Raw genomic sequence first — 20,837 nt, forward strand, 5'->3', positions numbered from 1 at the left:
TTTTTTTGCTCAGTCCATCCATAACAAAAGTAACTAGAGGGGTAGACCTTTTGCCGCTGAGAACTGCGGACTCCTGCCGAGATATTTGATTCAGAGTGAACTATTCGGTTACGTAGAGGGCGCCTTCACCCGTGTAATGCTCGGGGGAATCCTGGAAAACTTTGAAGTGGATAGCAATCGAGATGGACCAGGCCCATGTTCAGGGAAACCTTGTAACAGCTCCAGCGTGGCCTGCACACCCAGCCTGGCTTGCTGCTTTCGTAGAAAAACCTGGAGCGAAAATAGAGATTTAAATGCGGTAATCAGAACGGGTAACACTCTATTTTCACGATTAAATGCAGGAGGGCATAACCTGAAAACCAGGTCGTGTTCTCCTGCATTTTTTTCATATAACTGTCGACTTAAATAAACGTTTCAGGTTTTCTGGGTTCTTTGAAATTGTCAAATAGCCACGTAGTTATTTTCAGCATAGGTGGATGAGTTAACGCCCTTGCTTCAGAAGGACAACTTCTCACACACGCGCAACATAATATACATTTTTCATTATCGGTAATTACTCTGTCTGTATATCCTATCGCTCCAGTTGGACAAACGAATCCGCAACTTTCACACATGGTACACGCAGCATCATTGGTAGTGGTAGCAGCATCGGAGGGTGGAATACCATCTTTATAAGGAAAGTTACCTGGGACTTCAACCGCATCAATTCGATCAGCATCTTCTAAACGATTAAGCTTTGCCACAATACGCTGACCAAACGCCTCTGCTTCAGTAATATCTGCCTCATCGGGCCTTCCTGCTCCAATAGGGAATTCGCTATTAGAAAACGAGTGCTCACCAATAAAAGCACCAGCAGCAATGGGGGGAAATCCCGCAGCTGCAACAATAGTTTTCAATTCCAGAAGAGCATCTTCGTAAGCTCTATTTCCATAAACTACCACTATAGCCGCCAGAGTATTCTTCCCGTGTATTTTTTTTAACCTGGCGACGGCTTCAGCCGGTATTCTCCCACCATATACCGGCATACCGAAGATGACAAAATCATCTTCTGAAAAAACCTGATTTGCCCTCTCAGGATCAGGTAAAGTCAGGTCACAATGTGTCACCTCAACCGGCATCATACCATTTGCAATACCTTGAACTATTTTCTGTGAAGTGTGTGTCGGTGAAAAATAGACAAGTCGTATATTTTTTCTATTCATGAGTATCTATTATCCCTTTTGATCTTTTACATGTATGTGTTCAGAGTTTAGCGGAATTTATCACAAACCCAAATTCAAAAAAACGTAATAAACTATATAGCAATTCAACCAATTGCAGACACCCTGCTCCTGCAAGCAATTCATAAGGTTACGGCCAGTACTATAGCACCATCGCCGAAGTTTCTCAGCAAATAGACTGTTTTCACAAGATACCATCGCAATCGGTTAGGCGTGTAGTCGTTTTTTTTGTTTCGGTAATACATCATTCACCCAGGAGACATAAGCCCTTGGTGAAATGTTGACAAAAGCAGGCAAGCAACGTGTTTGCGTAAAAGAAAATGGACACTACAGAGTCGAATTAGGCTGTTAAGACTCCTTAATCGACAGAAAAAAAATGACAAACACTACAGTTCAAACCATTCTTTGGACGTTAAGAAGGAGTTTCCATAGCTATCAACATGAGAGAAAACCTGCTTGTTGACCGGATTTGTAATATATTATCTCCGTGCCCGTCTAAAAAAACATAGACTGTCAAGCATTGATGTCCTACTTTGTTTGCTGCACTCCAAATAATCTATTTTTCAGGTGATGAGTTTATAACAACAGATGAGTGAAAAAAAACAATTTGTTCGATATCGATCAGTCTTGAAGTGGATGGTACGACTTCGCCGTTCACCACGCGCTATCTCCGGCGGTTTTGCCCTCGGTACCTTTGTAGCCTTTACTCCGACTATCGGAGTTCAGTTTGCTATAGTTATTTTCCTGGCAACATTGTTCAACATGAACCGCCCGGCTGCTCTAATTATGATATGGATCACCAATGCGGCTACCATGGCGCCGATCTACACGTTCAACTATTTCATAGGTAACTTCTTCCATTCCGGCCCACCCGTTGGCGAGGTATATAGAGTATTCAGTGACCTTACTGTAATGCTGTTGAAAATGGACTGGTTCGACTTCAGCACCCAATTCAAGACTATAACGAACCTTGGTCGCGAGATAATCATCCCCCTAATAACAGGCAGTATTATTGTCGGTCTGTTCTCTGCATTAATTGTCTACGGCATAACATCGATAGCCATCAGGTATCTTATTGTGCACAGGAACCGCAAACGATTGTTAAACAATCCACCTTCAACAAAAAAAGGGTGATTACAGTAGAATATAATATCTTAGCTTAACACTCGTAAAGGTTGGCGTCGCTTCTTACCTGTTGCCCTGATTTGATAGCCTCTCGACAGATACAATCTGTTTACACACTTATGGAGGAGCAGTGAAACGTTTTAAGAAGATACTCTTTATCCCGGATAATCAACTTCAAGCAAACGATCCACTCGCGTTGCGGGTTCAGGAACTTGCACGCCGGAATCAGGCTCAACTACAAATAGCTTTCATTTCCGGGAGCAACCACAACTCTATTCCAGAAGGAAATGACACCGTAGACTCTGCTGAAAAAATTCTGGAAAATGAAGGATGGCTCGACATTGATGTCTCTGTAGTAAAACTTGAAGGTATCGATTTTATAGCTGCCATTCAGAAAGTGATCACAGATTCGATAGACCTTGTAATCAAGGGTGGTACATCAGGACAATCACAGGACCGACTGGCACTGAAACTTTTCAGAAAATGCCCCTGTACCATCTGGGTTGCCAACGAACAGTTACCACCAGACCAGCGAAAGATAGTGGCAGCGCTTGATGTGAGTAATAATGATCCTATATCTTTAGAACTGAACCGTAAAATCGCCCAACTTGCGCATTCTCTTGCCGAGCAGGAAGCAATTGCTGTGCACTATCTACACACATTTCGGGTAGAGGTGGAGATGCTGTTGCACGGACCGAGATTTAACGTCAAAATTGAAGATTTCGAAGAGCTCAAAAAGAAACTGCGTGTACAACGTAGAGAGGCTCTGGAAAGCCTTCTTGATTCAGCAGTGATTCCCTACACTAGTGATCAACTTCACTTGATTGAGGGAAATCTCCACGAAATTATCGAGCAAATGGAAGAAGGTTCGGAGATAGACACGCTGGTTATGGGTACTGTCTGCAGAACAGGTATCCCAGGATTTTTAATCGGTAACACTGCGGAGACCATATTGACAAAAACCGGATGCAGTCTACTTACCGTAAAACCTGAAGGATTTGAGTCACCTATAAAGGTGTAGCAAGCTGTAATGAATGAAAAAAACAATCTAATTACTACCGAAACTCAGCTTGAAAAAGTGAGGCATCAGGATACTCCTTACTCCTAACAGTCTCACAATACCCGCTGAATGTTAGGGATAATCAGTAAAAATACTGATCCCAAGATGAGCTATGAATCTGTTGATTTATAGCTCATTGAAGTAATCTGATTAATCCGTTCCACCATTCCCCGGTACTATACCCCGTAGTAATCGCCCTAAAATATCCGCCCCCGTAATAACCTTTTTCCTGCTTCCCCAGAGCAGTATGAGATCCTCATCGATAACATCATCCCCTGTTCGTTGCGGAGTTACTTTCAATCGAGGTATCACCATTTCAAGAGTGGTCTCAGGATCTGAAACGATGATAGGTCTATGACAGAAGTGTAAAGGTTTTAGAGGTTGTCCTGAAAAGAATACTTCGCGCAGGAAATTATCAGCATCAAGGGCAAAATGTGCCATATCACTTTCATCGGTAATAATAATCCACTTTTTACCTGATTCCTGGATTCGCTTCAAAAATGGATCTTCAGGATTGCTGTTGAATTTAGGAAACTCAGGGTTATTTCCATTAAAAGGTATGCTGACAATACTTTTGGGGTCAACAGACTCACCCTCCTCTGTAATCACCATATCATCCAGATTCAGAAAATTCAGCGCTCCCCTGCCTTCTACAGCATCGATATCACTGTCCTTGTCTTTTACATGAAGATCAATCATCTCCCGGAGCTGCTTTTCCCGGTAAAAGTTTAACCCTTCACGGCCGAGCCATCTGTCAAGCATCATGGCGGTAGGTTTGGCAAAAGGAAATAACAGTACCTGATATATTTTCAACACGGGACTTAACAGCGAAGCAGTCTTAAGTGCGTGCCTTGAAAAGTATGCCTGGGGTACAATTTCACCCATCACCGTAATAAATACAGTTGAGAAGAGAAATGCACCAAGACCCGCCAGAACGTGGTTAGACAGCAATGTCAGCAGAACATTAATGCCGACGTTGCCCCAGAGTATGGTAGTCAACAAAAAGTTGGCATCTTCCCGCATTTTCAGTACTTTATCTGCAGCCTTATTGCCCTGCCCTTTCTCCACTTCAAGCCGTAGGCGGGAAACGCTGAAAAATGCGAGATTGAGGCCTGAGAACATTGCCGACTGTGAGATACAAAACAGTATGCCTAGCCACACCAGAGCAGTCATATATTAACCCTATCCTATTTTTTCTATATATTTTTGAGAAGTTACGTTGACAATACAGGCGTATTGCTGGAAATGATTTGATTTCCAGCCTAAAACGACCATTCAACCCAATTACAGCATCGCGACAGAGAATATTACCCTCAAAATATCAGCTATATGCTTGTGGTAAAATCTGAGCTGCGCCTCTACCTTGAACCGAATGCTGAGTTTTATGATGAAAAGTATCTAAATCAAGTAATCCTGAAAAATAACCGCAAGGCCAAGAAAGGCCATAAATCCCATGACATCAGTAACAGTTGTTAAGATGATACTTGAACTTTGTGCTGGGTCTATCCCCATTTTTTTCATAAGGATGGGGATAGAACTACCTGCTAAACCGGCTATGATAAGATTTAAAATCATACCTACACCTATCACCAGTCCGAACCAGGCATTACCGTTCCACCACCAGGCAATTGCCGCTGTTACAATACCGATAACCACGCCGTTTATTGCACCAAGTCGGGTCTCTTTCCAGATAAGTTCCTTAACACGTTTTGGGGGAATCTCACGCATAACCAAGCCCCGCATTACTACCGCCAGAGACTGTGCACCAGCGTTTCCCCCCTGTCCTGCTATAACCGGTAAAAAAACAGCAAGGACAGTAATTTTTGCAATAATATCCTCGAATACAGCAACAACTGCTGCTGCCATAAAAGCAGTAGCAAGGTTAACATGCAGCCAGACAAGCCGTTTCTTCAAAGCGAAAGTCAACGGAGAGAAGGTACGCTCATCACCGCCAGCACCAACCATCTTCTGAAGATCACTGGTAACGTCTTCCCGCAGTCCGGTAAGCATATTTTCGGCCTTTATAACTCCGAGCAGCCGGTCTTCACTATCAACAATCGGTGCAGCAAAATATTTTCTTTTGGCCATCTCTCGTGCAGCATCGCTTCTGTCTAAAAAACAATGCAGAGTGAAAACCTTTGGAATCATGACAGCGCTGAGCGGCGAATCGGATTCTGCAAGCATTAGATCACGCATATTCAGAACGCCAAGCAGAATTCCGTCATCATCGACAACGTACGTGTAGGATGACGGGATCGTTTTATGGCTTGCCAGCGATCGTATTTTTTCGATTACATCCCCTGCTTCTTCATGTTTCAGAAAAGTGAGATAATCTGTTGACATATAACGTCCTACACTTCCTTCTGGGTACGTGTAGAGCTCACGTATTCTGTCTGCAAGTTTACCTGAAATGGAAGGAAGCAGTCGGTCCCGTGCAACAGAAGACAAATGCATAACAACTGATGCAGCTTTATTAGGCGGCAGCGCAGTGAGGACCGCTACCGCAGTCTCCACTTCACTTATTTCCAGCAATGCTGAAGCAAAACTGGTCTGTAACCGTGTCATTATTTGAATAGCATTGCGTGAGGACATTTTCCCAAGGATAAAGGCAGCATCTGCCTTATTCGTGTCTTCGAGAATTTTGACTGCTTTTCCAATGTCCTGTTCAACGAGACGCTCAAGAAATTTGATGATTTGTGGGTCATCGCTCATAGGGTTTCCCTCTATTCAGCTGATAGATGTTAGATAAAGATGCTGTTTTTTATGTCCAATCGTACTTCAACCATACAGTTATAAGCAAATCTGCTTGTATTTTTCTATTATTACACTGTCTCCATCCACCTAAGATGAGAGGAAACGGATTGCAATACTTTTACTACATTACGGACCTGTTCAACCACATAAAATGTACTATTGCCTATGGATATACTATCAGTACTCATCCATCTAATTTACTTTAATCAGAGACCCAATCCGATCATTTGACTGAATTTGCCATGCGCTCCAAAAACGTGATAGAATTAGTTAAGCTTAAGGTGACTATCCACCTTTGTTTTACATACCTTAATATTCGTGCAACCCTGCATGAAAATGAGCATATCTGCAATATGCTAGAGGAGAAAACATGAAAGATATATCACTCATCGTTGTTCCCGTCGACCTGGACCAAAACACACAGAAACTCGTTGATTTTGCAATCTCAATGGCAAACAAACTCGGTAGTGAGATTGCCTTTTTCCATTCCGTTCAACCCATTGAGTCTGTAGCGATGGGCGAAATGGCTATGGTGCATTTCTCGTACGACGAGTTTAACACAGCGCATATTACTCAAGCTGAAGAAAGCCTGGCAGAATTCATCAAAAATGCAGAAGTAAAGTGTGAAAAATGTCGCAGCAAGGTTGTTCTCGGCGACGCGGTCGACACGATTCTTGACTTTGCAAAAAATGAAAACGCAGACATGATCATTATGGGAACTCACGGCAAGCGCGGGCTTGAAAAGATTCTGCTCGGTAGTGTCGCGCACCGAGTACTTCAGAATGGCCCCTGCCCTGTACTGGTGATGAATCCGTATAAATAACATGCTGTATTTATAGCATGTTGCTGGAATTGGTCACTTATAATTCTCACGATAGGTGTTTCAAGAGTACCTTCCAGTCACCGCATAAGAAGGTAAAATATTGTTGAAGCACCTATTGAATGCATTTGTTCGCCTGTTCGATATACCGCTGATCCCCCTTCAGGCTCAGATCAGTGTAAATTGAATCTATCAAGATGACATTCACCACCCTTGCCAACAACTATATGTAATACATATACGCCTTTTCATCTTTATCCCAAGCCTCAGAACACGCCTTACAGACTCGGCATAGTTACTATCCTGTCACTTAACAGCAATAACGTTACATTTTGGAAATATTATTCAGAAGCATATTACACATATGTGATTTTTATTCATTGCTTCATACTTCGCCATTATGCACAACTCTCTATCGAAACAACACATTTCTTCCTCCTTTTCGCCTATCAAAGGCATGTAAACATGGCATTGGCATATTCATCCTTCTCTACATAGCCTGTCATTTTCAGTTCGCTTCGCAACTATGGCATGGTTGTTGAAATATATCTTTCAACTGTTCGTAACGTTTTTGAATATTTTGCAATTCTGTTACATCAAAATTACACAGGAGAAGAAGATGAACATCACCAGCACAGTAAAAGCGACATGCAGCGCAACTGCACTCACCCTTGCTCTTTCAGCTTCCGTCATGGCTTCGGATACGATCAAGGTCGGAGTATTACATTCCCTTTCAGGCACTATGGCTATCAGCGAGACGACGCTGAAAGATACCATGCTTATGCTGATTGAGGAGCAGAACAAAAAGGGCGGTGTACTGGGCAAACAACTTGAAGCGGTTGTTGTTGATCCGGCTTCTAACTGGCCGCTTTTTGCTGAAAAAGCAAAAGAGCTGATCGAGAAAGAAAAAGTTGCAGCTACCTTTGGTTGCTGGACCTCCGTTTCAAGAAAATCAGTACTGCCTGTTTTTGAAGAAGAAAACAGCCTGCTCTTCTATCCAGTGCAGTATGAAGGCGAAGAATCTTCACGAAACGTATTCTACACTGGCGCTGCGCCCAATCAGCAGGCAGTACCTGCTGTTGACTATCTGATGAACGACATTGGTGTAAAACGCTGGGTTCTTGCAGGAACGGATTATGTCTATCCTCGTACTACCAACAAAATCCTTGAAGCATATTTGAAGGCTAAAGGCGTTCCCGCAGAAGATATCATGATCAACTATACGCCATTTGGTCATTCTGACTGGCAGTCCATTGTTGCAGATATCAAGAAATTCGGCTCTGAAGGCAAGAAAACTGCTGTTGTTTCTACAATAAACGGCGACGCCAACGTACCTTTCTATAAAGAACTCGGTAATCAGGGGATAACTGCCGACACCATCCCCGTTGTTGCATTTTCTGTTGGTGAGGAAGAACTTTCAGGCATAGATACCAAACCACTGGTTGGTCACCTTGCAGCCTGGAACTACTTCATGAGTGTCAGCAGTGAAACAAATGATGAGTTCATCGAGTCATGGCAGAAATTCATTAAGAGTGAAGAGCGTGTCACTAACGATCCTATGGAGGCACACTACATCGGCTTTAACATGTGGGTAAAAGCTGTTGAGAAGGCCGGAACCACTGAGCCAACAGCAGTCCAGGAAGCGATAATCGGCGTTACTGTTCCTAACCTATCCGGCGGATATTCTGCAATGATGCCGAATCATCACATCACCAAACCTGTCCTCATAGGGGAAATTCAGGCTGATGGCCAGTTTGAAGTTGTCTGGGAAACCCCTGGGCTTGTAGTAGGTGATGCATGGTCTGATTACCTTGAAGGTTCAAAGGATTTAATATCTGACTGGAGAACTCCACTTTCCTGCGGAGCGTACAATGTTGTGACCGCTAAGTGCTCAGGAACCAATTAATATTACAACGATCCAGGGGATCAGCTCGATTCCCTGGATTATCTTGAGTACTTTCCCCTCGCGTATCCACTAATATTGCCATGAACTCTTCACTGCGACATTGCTCCATTGCGTTAGTAGCTTCCCTGCTGCTGATTTTCTCATCGCTATACTCCGTCGCTGCACAAAGCAGCCTTTTCAGCGAAGGTATAGCCTTACTTTCCAGCAAAAAATTTGACGACAAGGAAAAGGGCATAACATCCATCGGTGAAAGTGGGGATCCTCTGGCTGAACAAACTCTGCTGGCTCTTCTTAACGGAAATCTCTTTTTCACCAAAAGCGACAGAACCCTCGTCTACGGAACTCCAGAGGATAAGCAATACGCCATATCCGACTTGCTGACTGGCAAAAGCCTGGGTCTGATCAAAAAGCGAAAGCTTGCAAAAATCACCATCAATAACCAGATCCGCGGCACTCTTAAATCAACACTTGCACAAATAAACCTTACGCACCCTGATAAAGATAAACGTCTCGCTGCAGCAACAGCAATTTTATATGACGCGACTCCTGATATCCTGCCAATTCTCACAGAGTGCTACCGAACTGAACAGGATGCAGCTGTTAAAGACGTGCTTGCTACAGCGCTTGCACTTGCAGGGCTGCAGCACCCCGAACCACAAAAACGTCTCGCTGCCCTGGACACCCTGCAAAACACGATGGACCCTGTTGTTAAAAACGCGCTTCAGACATTGCTTGAGAAAGAGCAGGACCCTGCAGTTCAAAAAGCTGCGGGAACTATACTCACCGAGATAGAACGAACAATTGCCTGGTATGCCAAACTTGAGACTATCTTTTTCGGACTTAGCCTCGGTTCAGTTCTGGTCCTTGCTGCTATAGGCCTTGCAATCACATTTGGCGTGATTGGCGTCATTAATATGGCACACGGTGAGCTTATAATGCTTGGCGCCTATACTACCTATGTGCTCCAGCAACTCATGCCCAATTCAATAGGGTTCGCCCTGGCTCTCTCTGTCCCTGCAGCTTTTTGTGTTTCGGGCCTGGTTGGCATAGTGATTGAAAAATCTGTGATCCGCTTTCTCTATGGAAGACCTCTGGAAACATTGTTGGCAACTTTCGGTATCAGCCTCGTTCTCCAGCAAACTGTACGATCAATATTCTCACCACTCAATCGCAGTGTCTCAACCCCTGAATGGATGAGTGGATCGATCGCCATCAACCCGATACTTTCTCTGACTACTAACAGGGTCACCATATTTATCTTTGCCATGATCGTTTTTGCTGCGCTGTATCTCCTGCTGAAAAAAAGCTCTCTCGGGCTTCATGTCCGGGCGGTGGCGCAGAATAGAGCCATGGCACGAGCCATGGGAGTACGTGCAGCCCGCGTTGATGCACTCACTTTCGGACTAGGGTCCGGTATTGCCGGCATTGCCGGTGTTGCCCTCTCGCAGCTGACAAATGTAGGCCCAAACCTTGGACAGGCCTACATTATAGATTCATTCATGGTCGTTGTTTTTGGCGGAGTTGGAAATCTCTGGGGCACATTGCTTGGCGGCCTCTCCCTGGGTATAGCCAATAAGATACTCGAACCCTGGAGTGGCGCTGTCCTTGCCAAGATCCTGATCCTTGTATTTATCATTCTCTTTATTCAGAAACGTCCCCAGGGCTTGTTCCCGCAAAAGGGTCGAGCCGCGGAGTAACTAATGTCACTACTAAAACCGCTTTATACAGATAAACCGGGGATGATTCTGTTGGGAGTACTGGCCGCAACCACATGTCTCGTGCCGGTTTGTCATCTGGTATTCCCTGAGACTCACGTTTTTTACATCTCCACCTACACGATGACATTGCTGGGTAAATACCTGTGTTATGCCCTTTTGGCAATCGCAGTTGATCTTGCCTGGGGATATCTCGGGATACTCAGCCTCGGGCACGGTGCTTTTTTTGCGCTGGGCGGCTACGCCATGGGAATGTACCTCATGCGCCAGATAGGCGACAGAGGAGTCTATGGCGACCCGGTATTGCCCGATTTCATGGTCTTTCTGAATTGGCAGGAACTGCCATGGTTCTGGCATGGCTTCAACTGGTTTCCCTTTGCCATGCTAATGGTAATGCTTGTACCTGCTGCTCTCGCTTTTATCTTTGGTTGGTTTGCTTTTCGTTCACGGGTGACCGGGGTCTATCTCTCGATTATCACCCAGGCAATGACCTATGCTCTTCTGCTCGCTTTTTTTCGAAATGAAATGGGTTTCGGTGGTAACAACGGCTTAACAGATTTTAAAGATATTCTCGGGTTTTCCCTGCAAAGTGATATTACTAAGACCGCTCTCTTTATCTGCTCCGCCATTGCTCTGGCAATTGGCTACATCAGTTGTCGCTATATCACTCAGTCAAAATTGGGCAGGATAAGCACTGCTATTCGCGATCAGGAATCGAGAGTACGATTCATTGGTTATAAAGTTGAAAATGTAAAACTGTTTATCTTCACCTTCTCTGCCATGCTGGCCGGAGTTGCCGGTGCCTTATATGTACCTCAGGTCGGTATCATCAACCCCACCGAATTTTCACCGCTGAACTCGATTGAAATTGTTATCTGGGTGGCAGTTGGTGGCAGAGCCACACTATACGGTGCTGTAACCGGAGCACTGGTTGTAAATTATGCCAAAAGTTATCTGACCGCTGCCTTTCCCGATGCATGGCTCTTTGGTCTTGGTGCCCTCTTTATACTCGTTACACTATTTTTGCCACAAGGCATTACCGGACTTTTACGCAGGAAGGAGGCAAAATAATGCCAACCAGAGAAACCATTCATTCCGTTTTCAACCGGGACGAGGTCTTCGAATTCCTGAAACCGGAAATTCCACCGTCACTCGACCTGAGCCACGGCGTCATTCTTTACCTTGAAGGCATCAATGTGAGTTTTGACGGCTTTAAGGCCATAAATGACCTCAACCTTTATATTGATGATGGAGAACTTCGATGCATCATCGGGCCAAACGGTGCCGGCAAGACCACCATGATGGATATAATTACCGGCAAAACTCAGCCGGACAGCGGTTCGGCCTGGTTTGGTCAGAAGATCAACCTTCTAAAACTTGATGAACCCGCAATTGCTCATGCAGGAATAGGCAGAAAATTTCAAAAACCCACAGTCTTTGAAAACCACACGGTCCACGACAACCTGGAACTTGCCATGGCCGGCAATAAAAATATCTACACAACCCTTACAGCAAAACTACACAGTGAAGATCAAGATAGAATTGCCGACACACTCAACCTGATAGGCTTGCGTGATCAGCCATATGCCAGCGCTGGTTCGCTTTCCCATGGCCAGAAACAGTGGCTCGAAATCGGTATGCTGCTTATGCAAAATCCCAAGTTGCTGCTTATCGATGAACCTGTAGCAGGTATGACCCACCAGGAAATGGATCGCACAGCAGAACTTCTCACGAATCTTGCAGGTGAACATTCTGTTGTCGTTGTTGAACACGATATGGACTTTATCCGATCCATTGCCCGCAAAGTATCTGTTCTCCATCAGGGCAGCATCCTCGCTGAGGGAACCATGGACGAAGTACAGAATAATCAAAAGGTAATCGAAGTCTATCTTGGAGAATAAGGACAACGCAATGCTCGCAATCAATAGCCTTAACCAATTCTACGGCGAAAGTCATACCCTTTGGGATTTGACTGTCGATATTAAACACGGTGCCTGCACTGTTCTAATGGGCCGTAATGGCGTTGGTAAAACCACCTTGCTGCAATGCATTATGGGGCTTTTACCAATCCGTTCCGGTTCTATTTTCTATGGAGAAGCAGAACTTACCCGGCAAGCCGCAGAACTTCGCTCACGATCCGGGATTGGCTATGTGCCGCAAGGCCGACAGATTTTCCCTTTACTGACAGTTGAAGAGAACTTGCGTATCGGCCTCAGTGCCGCACGCGGCAATACTAAAGAAATACCTGAACTGGTGTACCAGCTTTTCCCGGTTTTAAAAGAAATGCTGGGCAGAAGAGGTGGTGATCTTTCCGGCGGTCAACAACAGCAACTTGCCATAGGCCGGGCTTTGGTTCTCAACCCGGAGTTACTCATTCTTGATGAACCGACCGAGGGGATACAACCAAATATCGTTCAGGAGATTGGCGGCATTATTCGCAGACTCAATAGAGAGTTCGGGCTGACCGTACTCATAGTCGAACAAAAGCTGCCTTTTGCCAGACTGGTTGGTGATGATTTTTTCATCATGGATAGAGGACGTTGCGTTGAACAGGGATCGATCAATCAACTCAACGATCAAATGGTAAAAGAGTACTTGACCGTCTAAACAGGAAGCCATGACCATAAACGTCGATATAGATCGGAACTGCTCACCCATCACTGCTAAAAAATCAGGGTGGTCCGCACGGCTCGACCTCGAGATCAGCCATAGAGGCGAAAAAAGTGTGGTCAGCCACAGCAGGCAAAAAGGCCCGCTTACCATCCAACGCCCATTTTACCCGGAAAACGAGGTATGTCACCTCTACCTTCTGCACCCGCCTGCCGGTATTGTTGGTGGTGACAGGTTGCAACTTAATATAACGACAGAGGCTAAAGGTGCAGCGCTTATTACCACTCCGGGTGCAACCAAATTTTATCGCTCCAACGGGGCATTGGCCGAACAGTATCAGCATTTCACAGTTAAGGAGAGTTCATCACTTGAATGGTTGCCGCAGGAGACCATCTACTTTCCGAATGCACATGCCCGGCTGAATACCACAATTCATCTTGAAGGGAACGCCGGATACATTGGCTGGGAGATACATTGTCTTGGTCTGCCGGCAAACCAAAAGGACTTTGAAGAGGGTCGGGCAGAATTGCGTCTCTCACTCTTTCGTGACAAGCAACCAATCTTACTTGAAGCACTGAAAATTTCGGCCGGGAAAAACAGATATCAGGCCGCTTTTCTACAGAATCAGCCAATATTAGGTTCACTCATCGCTACAGGCGCTGACGACCAACTTATCGACCTACTCAGAGAAAATCTCCCTCCTTCTCAAGCCGGCAGTTGGGGAGTGACACTACTCGAAGACATTGTGGTTATCCGTTATCTCGGGGGTAGCACCAACGAGGCCCGTGCGCTCTTTATAGCAGCGTGGCGATTACTCCGGCCTAGAACTCTTGGCAAAGCAGCAGTAATCCCGAGGATATGGGCTACATAGTTAAATTTTCACACGTAAAACAATATATCTAATACTAGTATCAACCCTGACAGCAGGAGAAAACACATCATGAACTTAACACCACGAGAAAAAGACAAACTCCTCCTTTTCACAGCCGCTCTTCTTGCAGAAAGACGACTGGCACGGGGCGTCAAGCTTAACCACCCTGAATCAATTGCTCTTATAAGTGCAGCCATCCTTGAGGGAGCGCGGGATGGCAAAACTGTAGAAGAACTCATGCATGAAGGTCGACAGATCCTTTCTCGCGATCAGGTCATGGATGGTATTGCTGAAATGATCCATGATGTGCAGGTAGAGGCGACCTTTCCTGATGGCACTAAGCTTGTCACAGTCCATAATCCAATAATCTAGGTTGAGAGCGACAAAAGGAGATACCTGATGATACCAGGAGAAATAATCTGCCAGGAAGGTGAGATAGAACTCAACAGTGGGCGTGAAACCGTTACCGTACTGGTAGCTAACACTGGGGACAGACCTATCCAGATCGGCTCTCACTTTCATTTCTTTGAAGTAAATGACGCACTTCAGTTTTCCCGAGAGGATACACGAGGCTTCAGGCTTAATATCGCAGCAGGTACAGCGGTACGTTTTGAACCAGGACAGGAACGAGAGGTTGAACTGGTCGCCTATGCCGGCAGCAGAAAGGTATATGGATTTAACGGAAAAATAATGGGATCACTGGAGGAAGCATAAATGGCAACTATTACACGAAGAGCATATGCCGAGATGTTCGGGCCCACGACCGGTGACAAAGTCCGCCTCGGAGATACCGAACTCTTAGCAGAAATTGAAAAAGATTTCACCATATATGGCGATGAAGTGAAATTTGGTGGTGGCAAGGTTATCCGCGATGGAATGGGACAATGCCAGGATTGCCGTGATAAAGTGGTTGATGTCGTCATTACCAACGCCACTATTATTGACCACAGCGGGATCATAAAAGCTGATATCGGTATCAAAGACGGACGAATATCAGCAATCGGTAAAGCTGGTAACCCTGATGTTCAACCTAACGTCACGATTCTTGTTGGGCCGGGAACGGAAGTCATTGCCGGTGAAGGTTCAATCGTTACCGCAGGCGGTATCGATTCTCACATTCACTTTATCTGCCCACAGCAGATTGATGAAGCCCTGATGTCAGGGATTACCACTATGCTGGGAGGTGGAACCGGGCCTGCAACAGGCACAAATGCAACGACTTGTACGCCTGGCGCCTGGAATATTCACCGCATGCTCCAGGCCGCTGACGATCTTCCTATGAACCTTGGTTTTCTTGGCAAGGGAAATGCAAGCCTGACACCTGCACTCAATGAACAGATGCTTGCAGGAGCAATGGGCTTAAAGCTCCATGAAGACTGGGGCACAACACCGGCAGCAATCGATGCGTGTCTTCGGGTAGCAGAAGATCATGATGTCCAGGTGGCGATTCATACAGACACGCTGAACGAATCCGGCTTTGTAGAAAATACCATCGAGGCCTTTAAAGGCAGGACCATCCACACATACCATACAGAAGGTGCAGGTGGCGGTCATGCTCCGGATATTATCAAAGCCTGCGGACTAGCCAATGTCTTGCCTTCATCTACTAACCCGACAAGACCGTATACAGTAAATACCATTGCAGAACATCTCGATATGCTGATGGTCTGTCATCATCTGGATGCAAAAATTGCAGAAGATGTCGCTTTTGCAGAATCCCGCATTCGTCGGGAGACCATCGCTGCAGAAGATATTCTGCATGATCTTGGTGCATTCTCAATGATCGCTTCAGATTCACAGGCAATGGGCAGGGTTGGCGAAGTGATCTGCCGCACCTGGCAGACTGCACACAAAATGAAAGTGCAAAGGGGAAGCCTTGCGGAAGACAGCAGTGCAAATGATAACATGCGGATCAGGAGATATATCGCCAAATACACCATCAACCCGGCTATTGCTCACGGAATATCCCATGAAGTAGGGTCAGTAGAAGTGGGAAAAATGGCTGATCTTGTACTCTGGAAGCCGCAATTCTTTGGTGCAAAACCTGATCTGATCATAAAGGGCGGTATGATCGCTGCTGCCCCTATGGGTGATCCCAACGCTTCAATACCTACGCCTCAACCGGTGCATTATCGACCCATGTTCGGAGCCCTTGGCGGAAGCCGTCATGCAACCAGCATGACCTTTGTCTGCAAGGCTGCCCTGAATGCAGGGATTGGTTCTCAGCTTGGCTTGAAAAGCCTTCTGGGTGTGAGTAAAAACTGTCGCAAAGTTACTAAAAAAGACATGATCCTGAATAATTATCAGCCTCAAATAGAAGTAGATTCCCAGACATATGAAGTGCGGGCGGACGGGCAATTGCTTACATGTGAGCCAGCATCTGTCCTGCCTCTTGCGCAGCGATATTTTCTCTTTTAATTCGACTCAAACGAACAGGACGACATGATAGAATTTATCGACAAAACTGAAGATAGAGCCGCTGTAGCAGTAACAACGCTTACCCTGCCCCTTGATCTCAGGCAGAAAAGCCGACAACGCGTCGAGTTGGATAATGGCCAGGAAGCTGCGGTAATTCTTAAACGAGGCACGGTATTGCATAACAATGACATGCTGATAGCCACAGACAAAACGGTTATACGCGTTCAAGCCGCTAACGAACTGCTTTCCGCTGCCAGATGCAATGATCCGCTACTCTTCGCCAGGGCCTGCTACCATCTTGGAAATCGCCATATGCCGCTACAGATAGAAAGCGGAAGAATTGTATACCTCCATGATCATGTGCTGGATGATATGCTGAGGGGGCTTGGTCTTGAAGTGGAGCAGGTATCCGAACCTTTTGAGCCTGAAGCAGGTGCTTACGGTGGCAGCGCAGATAATGCAGGACATCACCATGGGCACTGATCAGCTTGCAACCATGCGGCTCTTTCAACTCATCAGCCCTTCTTTACCCACAGGTGCCTTCACCTATTCACAGGGTATAGAATGGGCAGTTGAGTGCGGCTGGATAAAGGATAAAAACAGCCTTATTGAATGGCTTGAATCAATGTTATTCAGCAGCTTCAGTGAGTTAGAAATTCCACTTCTCAAGCGCTTGTATTTTGCTTGTGAAGACCGTGACATTGAACAATTCCGCTACTGGAGCAACTATGTTGTAGCCTGCCGCGAGACCAAAGAACTACGCAATGAGGAGATCAACCGGGGCAGAGCAATGGCCAAAATCCTGCAGCAACTCGAACCGGAACTGGACAAAGCATGGCTCGAGATTGTGCAAAAATGCCAGGTCGCCGGGTTTGCCTTGGCTGCTGAGCGATGGAATATACAATTGAAACTTGCTGCAGCGGGCTACATCTGGGGGTGGCTTGAAAATATGGTTATGGCAGCTGTTAAAATTGTACCACTCGGCCAGACTGACGGGCAGCAGGCATTATCGGCATTAAGTATTGCCGCAACGGATGCTGTCGAAGCAGGTATGAATGTTGAAGATAATAATTCCGGAGGTTCCTGCCCTGCTTTTGCAATAGGCTCATGCCTCCATGAAACCCAATATACCAGGCTATTCAGATCATAGCCTTTACGAGGAGATACAGATGATTCCAGCGAAAGAACCTTTACGTATTGGTGTCGGGGGGCCAGTTGGATCAGGCAAGACCGCCCTGCTCGACGCCTTATGCAAAAGAATGCGTGACGACTATGAACTTGCAGTTGTTACCAACGATATATACACCCAGGAAGACGCGAAATTTCTCACTAACAGTAAAGCTCTGGAACCAGGTCGAATTACCGGTGTTGAAACTGGCGGTTGCCCTCACACTGCTATACGCGAGGACGCATCAATGAACCTGGCAGCTGTTGAGGATTTAAGTGAACGTTTCCCTGAACTCGACATGGTCTTTATCGAATCCGGCGGAGACAACTTAAGCGCTACTTTCAGCCCTGAACTCGCTGATCTCATGATATATGTCATTGATGTATCAGGCGGGGATAAAATTCCAAGGAAAGGAGGCCCCGGGATTACCCGATCAGATCTCCTGGTCATCAATAAAATCGACCTCGCGCCTTATGTCGGAGCATCTCTTGAAGTGATGGATCGGGACTCAAAGAAGATGCGGGGTGAACGGCCATTTGTTTTTACAGATATGCGTACAGACAAAGGAATTGAAGACGTAATTGAGTTTATTCTCAAGCAGGGCATGATCAGCAAACGATAGCAGAAAAGAGCGCTGATGTAGAACTGCAGCCAGTTCCCCATCAGCGCCGACTGAAATATACCAATCTCGCCCCTCTCTGCGCCACCAAAGTACCCTACTCCTTTGTTATTCTAGCCTCGTGGTGTACAATCCATGCTTATACATTTCAAAAACAACGAATTTCAAATCATATTCAATAGATCCTTAGGTACAGGAAACACCGTCTTTACACGCTTAAAGTAATATATATGTCATTCTTCTCTCCATAAAAACCTAAGCAGGCAAATCGAAACTAATCGGTCATGAAAACGATAATTTATTATTACACAGGTACTGGTAACTCATTGTGGACAGCGCGGCTTGTAGCATCAAATCTTGGCAACACCACATTGCATCCAATGTCTTTGATACACAAAGATGCACTGAATCAGGCAGATGCTATCGGTTTGGTATTCCCTGTACATATGTGGGGCGTTCCGCACCATGTCCTGAATTTCCTTGATGCGATAGATATGGATTCCAGCAAATATTATTTTGCCTTTGCTGTAAATGGTGGCCAGGTGTCACGCACCCTGATTCAACTTCAGAAGCGCATGGCGAATTCAGGTGCGAGGTTATCACTTGGCTATGATATTGTAATGCCGAGCAACTATATTCCATGGGGTGGCCCCGGACCTGCTGATAAATTAGAAAAACTGTATCTTGCAGCCAGGGACAAAATCAATAAAGTAACTCCTCGTATTGCATTACAACAATCAGCCTCGATGGAAAAAGGGCCTTTATGGCAACGAATCCTCTTCACAGCATGCTATGCGATGACCTATCGGCTGATTCCGAAAATGGATAAAGACTTTTGGGTAGACGACACGTGCAACAGTTGCACCATCTGTGAAAAAGTGTGTCCTGTTGAAAATATTGTCATGAAATCCGGCAAACCTGAATGGCTGCATAAATGCGAACAGTGCCTGGCATGTATCCAGTGGTGCCCTAAAGAATCTATTCAATTTGGTAAAAAGACACCTGCCTATGAACGCTACCATCATCCTGAAGTAACATTGAAAGATATCGTCGGAACTACTCAAACTCAAGAGGATAAATAAAAGGTTTCTATATGAAAGGAGTGAGTCTGACAGGCTTACCGCATCATGTTATCCAACGTGGATTAGATGGTCGGAAAACCTTTTTTAACAGCGAAGATTATTCAACATATTTAGAGATTATCTCCGAATGTACCCGACACCACAACATTGAAATTTTGTGTTATTGCCTCATGCCGGATCACGTTCATTTGATAGCTGTTCCAAATCAAAAAGACGCTTTATCCTTGTGCCTGCACGCAGTCGACAGTCGCTATACAAAATATATTCATCTAAAAACAGGCACCACCGATCAGGTTTGGCAAGATCGATATGCATCACATTTACTCGATGAAGAACATTTCATAACCTGTGCCAGATATATTGAAATTAATCCTGTCAAAAGAAAATATGTAGAGCAACCTGAAGAGTGGCAGTGGAGCAGTGCACGAGCGCATATCTTCAAGACGCCTGACACCCTGATAGATACCGACAGGTTGCTATGCAGCGTTAAAATACATTGGCAGGATTTTCTTGCTGAAAAGCGAGCTGATGATGAAGCAGACATGTTTTATCTCCATGAGAAAAATGGTAAACCACTTGGAAATGATGCTTTTTTAGCCATGATCGAAAGTCGATTACACAAAGAAAACGAGTAGTTTCTGAACATGTAATACACATCTACCAGATGCAGATACACTGAAGATTAGAGTACATCTCCCTGTCCTCTTGTATATGCTCGTTCATTCCTACTGCCTAACAATGACCATCTTTCTGATTTAAAACGAAAACCTCTCTATTGTTTTTAATGATCTTTTTTTCAATGATGAAATCAAAAAAATCCGTTTGTAATCAAAAGATAATTAGAAATACAGGCTAGTGTCCTGTCATGCACCAGATGTCTAATTCTGCTCGCCCTTTTCACTTCCTGACTTCGTTACTCCTTCTGTTACATAGCGCTGCTATTCTCAATCAGTCGTGCCTTGCAGGAAGAGAAAAAGCTTCGCATTATTACGACATTTGACACATGACATGACACTACCACCCCGGTCTTAGACTAAAGAAGTGACCAATAATTAGGCATCTTTTCATTGTGTACTGTCTACTTTCTTGGCAGCCTGCCCGACCCTGCATTTCATCAAAATGACAAGTTATCAACCTGTTATTACGCAATAACATCTCAGCAACAGATGCAATTAAGGACTGCTGGCGCAATGATTGCACCAAGATTAATTATTGAGTTTTCATCCTAAAACTCAGCATTCTATTCAAGAACGAGGCGCGGCTCATATTTTTACCGCAAGCATATAGCTGATATTCTGAGGATAAAAATTCAGGCCGCAACGCTGATATTGAGCAGAAGGATCGTTTTAGGACGGAAACTATTTAGAACATTTAAAAACGTACTACAACAGCAGCTATACGACCAAACCACAGATATGAAACCTGATATTGCCCGTGTCTCAAGCGATTCAAAAGGGCATAAATTTTAC

The 20,837-nt window shown here is 45.2% G+C and carries 20 protein-coding genes and 2 pseudogenes; 19 read left to right on the plus strand and 3 right to left on the minus strand.

Annotated elements, in window-relative coordinates; all coding sequences use genetic code 11:
- Positions 1 to 4: 4 nt before the first annotated feature.
- Positions 5 to 169, plus strand: a pseudogene (locus FCL46_RS28830) (sigma 54-interacting transcriptional regulator); the annotation flags it as partial.
- Positions 165 to 293, plus strand: a pseudogene (locus FCL46_RS28445) (protease); the annotation flags it as partial. The pseudogenes FCL46_RS28830 and FCL46_RS28445, both read left to right, overlap by 5 nt.
- A 108-nt stretch (positions 294 to 401) precedes the next feature.
- Here the strand turns inward: FCL46_RS28445 and FCL46_RS11055 are convergent.
- Positions 402 to 1,202: a 4Fe-4S binding protein gene (locus FCL46_RS11055; RefSeq protein WP_136810765.1), complete on the minus strand. Its 801-nt coding sequence runs from the start codon at positions 1,200 to 1,202 to the stop codon at positions 402 to 404.
- A gap of 606 nt (positions 1,203 to 1,808) precedes the next feature.
- Between FCL46_RS11055 and FCL46_RS11060 the strand changes: the two genes are divergently transcribed.
- Both FCL46_RS11060 and FCL46_RS11065 read left to right on the plus strand, forming a co-directional pair.
- Entirely contained in the window at positions 1,809 to 2,354 is a 546-nt protein-coding gene (locus FCL46_RS11060) for a DUF2062 domain-containing protein (RefSeq protein ID WP_136810766.1), read from the plus strand.
- 121 nt (positions 2,355 to 2,475) lie between these two features.
- Entirely contained in the window at positions 2,476 to 3,366 is an 891-nt protein-coding gene (locus FCL46_RS11065; protein WP_167506108.1) for a universal stress protein, read from the plus strand.
- A gap of 189 nt (positions 3,367 to 3,555) precedes the next feature.
- On the opposite strand, the gene FCL46_RS11070 is transcribed toward FCL46_RS11065, so the two are convergent.
- Positions 3,556 to 4,578, minus strand: coding sequence for a DUF21 domain-containing protein (locus FCL46_RS11070; RefSeq protein ID WP_136810768.1), 1,023 nt, complete (start codon positions 4,576 to 4,578; stop codon positions 3,556 to 3,558).
- 225 nt (positions 4,579 to 4,803) lie between these two features.
- Positions 4,804 to 6,117 carry a magnesium transporter gene (gene mgtE, locus FCL46_RS11075; RefSeq protein WP_136810769.1) on the minus strand — a complete coding sequence of 438 codons (1,314 nt, stop codon included), beginning with the start codon at positions 6,115 to 6,117 and terminating at the stop codon, positions 4,804 to 4,806.
- A 412-nt stretch (positions 6,118 to 6,529) separates the two neighbouring features.
- Here mgtE and FCL46_RS11080 point away from each other — a divergent pair, with 412 nt between their 5' ends.
- From FCL46_RS11080 to FCL46_RS11150, 15 genes are all read left to right on the plus strand, one after another.
- Positions 6,530 to 6,982 carry a universal stress protein gene (locus FCL46_RS11080; RefSeq protein ID WP_136810770.1) on the plus strand — a complete coding sequence of 151 codons (453 nt, stop codon included), beginning with the start codon at positions 6,530 to 6,532 and terminating at the stop codon, positions 6,980 to 6,982.
- Between the two features lie 616 nt (positions 6,983 to 7,598).
- Positions 7,599 to 8,885, plus strand: coding sequence for an urea ABC transporter substrate-binding protein (gene urtA, locus FCL46_RS11085; protein ID WP_136810771.1), 1,287 nt, complete (start codon positions 7,599 to 7,601; stop codon positions 8,883 to 8,885).
- An 80-nt stretch (positions 8,886 to 8,965) separates the two neighbouring features.
- Positions 8,966 to 10,582 (plus strand): urea ABC transporter permease subunit UrtB, encoded by a 1,617-nt coding sequence (gene urtB, locus FCL46_RS11090; protein WP_136810772.1) that lies wholly within the window; start codon positions 8,966 to 8,968, stop codon positions 10,580 to 10,582.
- A 3-nt stretch (positions 10,583 to 10,585) separates the two neighbouring features.
- A complete protein-coding gene (gene urtC / locus FCL46_RS11095) occupies positions 10,586 to 11,671 on the plus strand; it encodes an urea ABC transporter permease subunit UrtC (protein ID WP_136810773.1) in 1,086 nt (361 codons plus the stop codon).
- Complete coding sequence (urtD, locus tag FCL46_RS11100) at positions 11,671 to 12,501, plus strand: urea ABC transporter ATP-binding protein UrtD (protein ID WP_136810774.1); 831 nt, start codon at positions 11,671 to 11,673, stop codon at positions 12,499 to 12,501. The genes urtC and urtD overlap by 1 nt, the downstream gene beginning before the upstream one ends.
- Positions 12,502 to 12,511: 10 nt before the next feature.
- Positions 12,512 to 13,207: an urea ABC transporter ATP-binding subunit UrtE gene (gene urtE, locus FCL46_RS11105; protein ID WP_136810775.1), complete on the plus strand. Its 696-nt coding sequence runs from the start codon at positions 12,512 to 12,514 to the stop codon at positions 13,205 to 13,207.
- 10 nt (positions 13,208 to 13,217) lie between these two features.
- Complete coding sequence (locus FCL46_RS11110) at positions 13,218 to 14,081, plus strand: urease accessory protein UreD (protein WP_136810776.1); 864 nt, start codon at positions 13,218 to 13,220, stop codon at positions 14,079 to 14,081.
- 69 nt (positions 14,082 to 14,150) lie between these two features.
- Entirely contained in the window at positions 14,151 to 14,453 is a 303-nt protein-coding gene (locus FCL46_RS11115) for an urease subunit gamma (RefSeq protein ID WP_136810777.1), read from the plus strand.
- 27 nt (positions 14,454 to 14,480) lie between these two features.
- Positions 14,481 to 14,795 carry an urease subunit beta gene (locus FCL46_RS11120; RefSeq protein ID WP_136810778.1) on the plus strand — a complete coding sequence of 105 codons (315 nt, stop codon included), beginning with the start codon at positions 14,481 to 14,483 and terminating at the stop codon, positions 14,793 to 14,795.
- Positions 14,796 to 16,499: an urease subunit alpha gene (gene ureC / locus FCL46_RS11125; RefSeq protein ID WP_136810779.1), complete on the plus strand. Its 1,704-nt coding sequence runs from the start codon at positions 14,796 to 14,798 to the stop codon at positions 16,497 to 16,499.
- Between the two features lie 24 nt (positions 16,500 to 16,523).
- Positions 16,524 to 16,982 carry an urease accessory protein UreE gene (gene ureE / locus FCL46_RS11130; RefSeq protein WP_136810780.1) on the plus strand — a complete coding sequence of 153 codons (459 nt, stop codon included), beginning with the start codon at positions 16,524 to 16,526 and terminating at the stop codon, positions 16,980 to 16,982.
- A complete protein-coding gene (locus FCL46_RS11135; protein WP_217909609.1) occupies positions 16,942 to 17,649 on the plus strand; it encodes an urease accessory protein UreF in 708 nt (235 codons plus the stop codon). The genes ureE and FCL46_RS11135 overlap by 41 nt, the downstream gene beginning before the upstream one ends.
- A gap of 19 nt (positions 17,650 to 17,668) precedes the next feature.
- Positions 17,669 to 18,289: an urease accessory protein UreG gene (ureG, locus tag FCL46_RS11140; RefSeq protein ID WP_136810781.1), complete on the plus strand. Its 621-nt coding sequence runs from the start codon at positions 17,669 to 17,671 to the stop codon at positions 18,287 to 18,289.
- Positions 18,290 to 18,570: 281 nt separating this feature from the next.
- On the plus strand, positions 18,571 to 19,368 hold the full coding sequence (locus FCL46_RS11145; RefSeq protein ID WP_136810782.1) for an EFR1 family ferrodoxin: 798 nt from the start codon (positions 18,571 to 18,573) through the stop codon (positions 19,366 to 19,368).
- A gap of 11 nt (positions 19,369 to 19,379) precedes the next feature.
- The gene (locus FCL46_RS11150) at positions 19,380 to 20,003 is read left to right on the plus strand and encodes an REP-associated tyrosine transposase (protein WP_136810783.1); all 624 of its coding nucleotides are present in this window, start codon (positions 19,380 to 19,382) and stop codon (positions 20,001 to 20,003) included.
- Positions 20,004 to 20,837 lie beyond the last annotated feature (834 nt).

It is taken from the genome of Desulfosediminicola flagellatus (assembly GCF_005116655.2).
Taxonomy (GTDB): domain Bacteria; phylum Desulfobacterota; class Desulfobulbia; order Desulfobulbales; family Desulfocapsaceae; genus Desulfopila; species Desulfopila flagellata.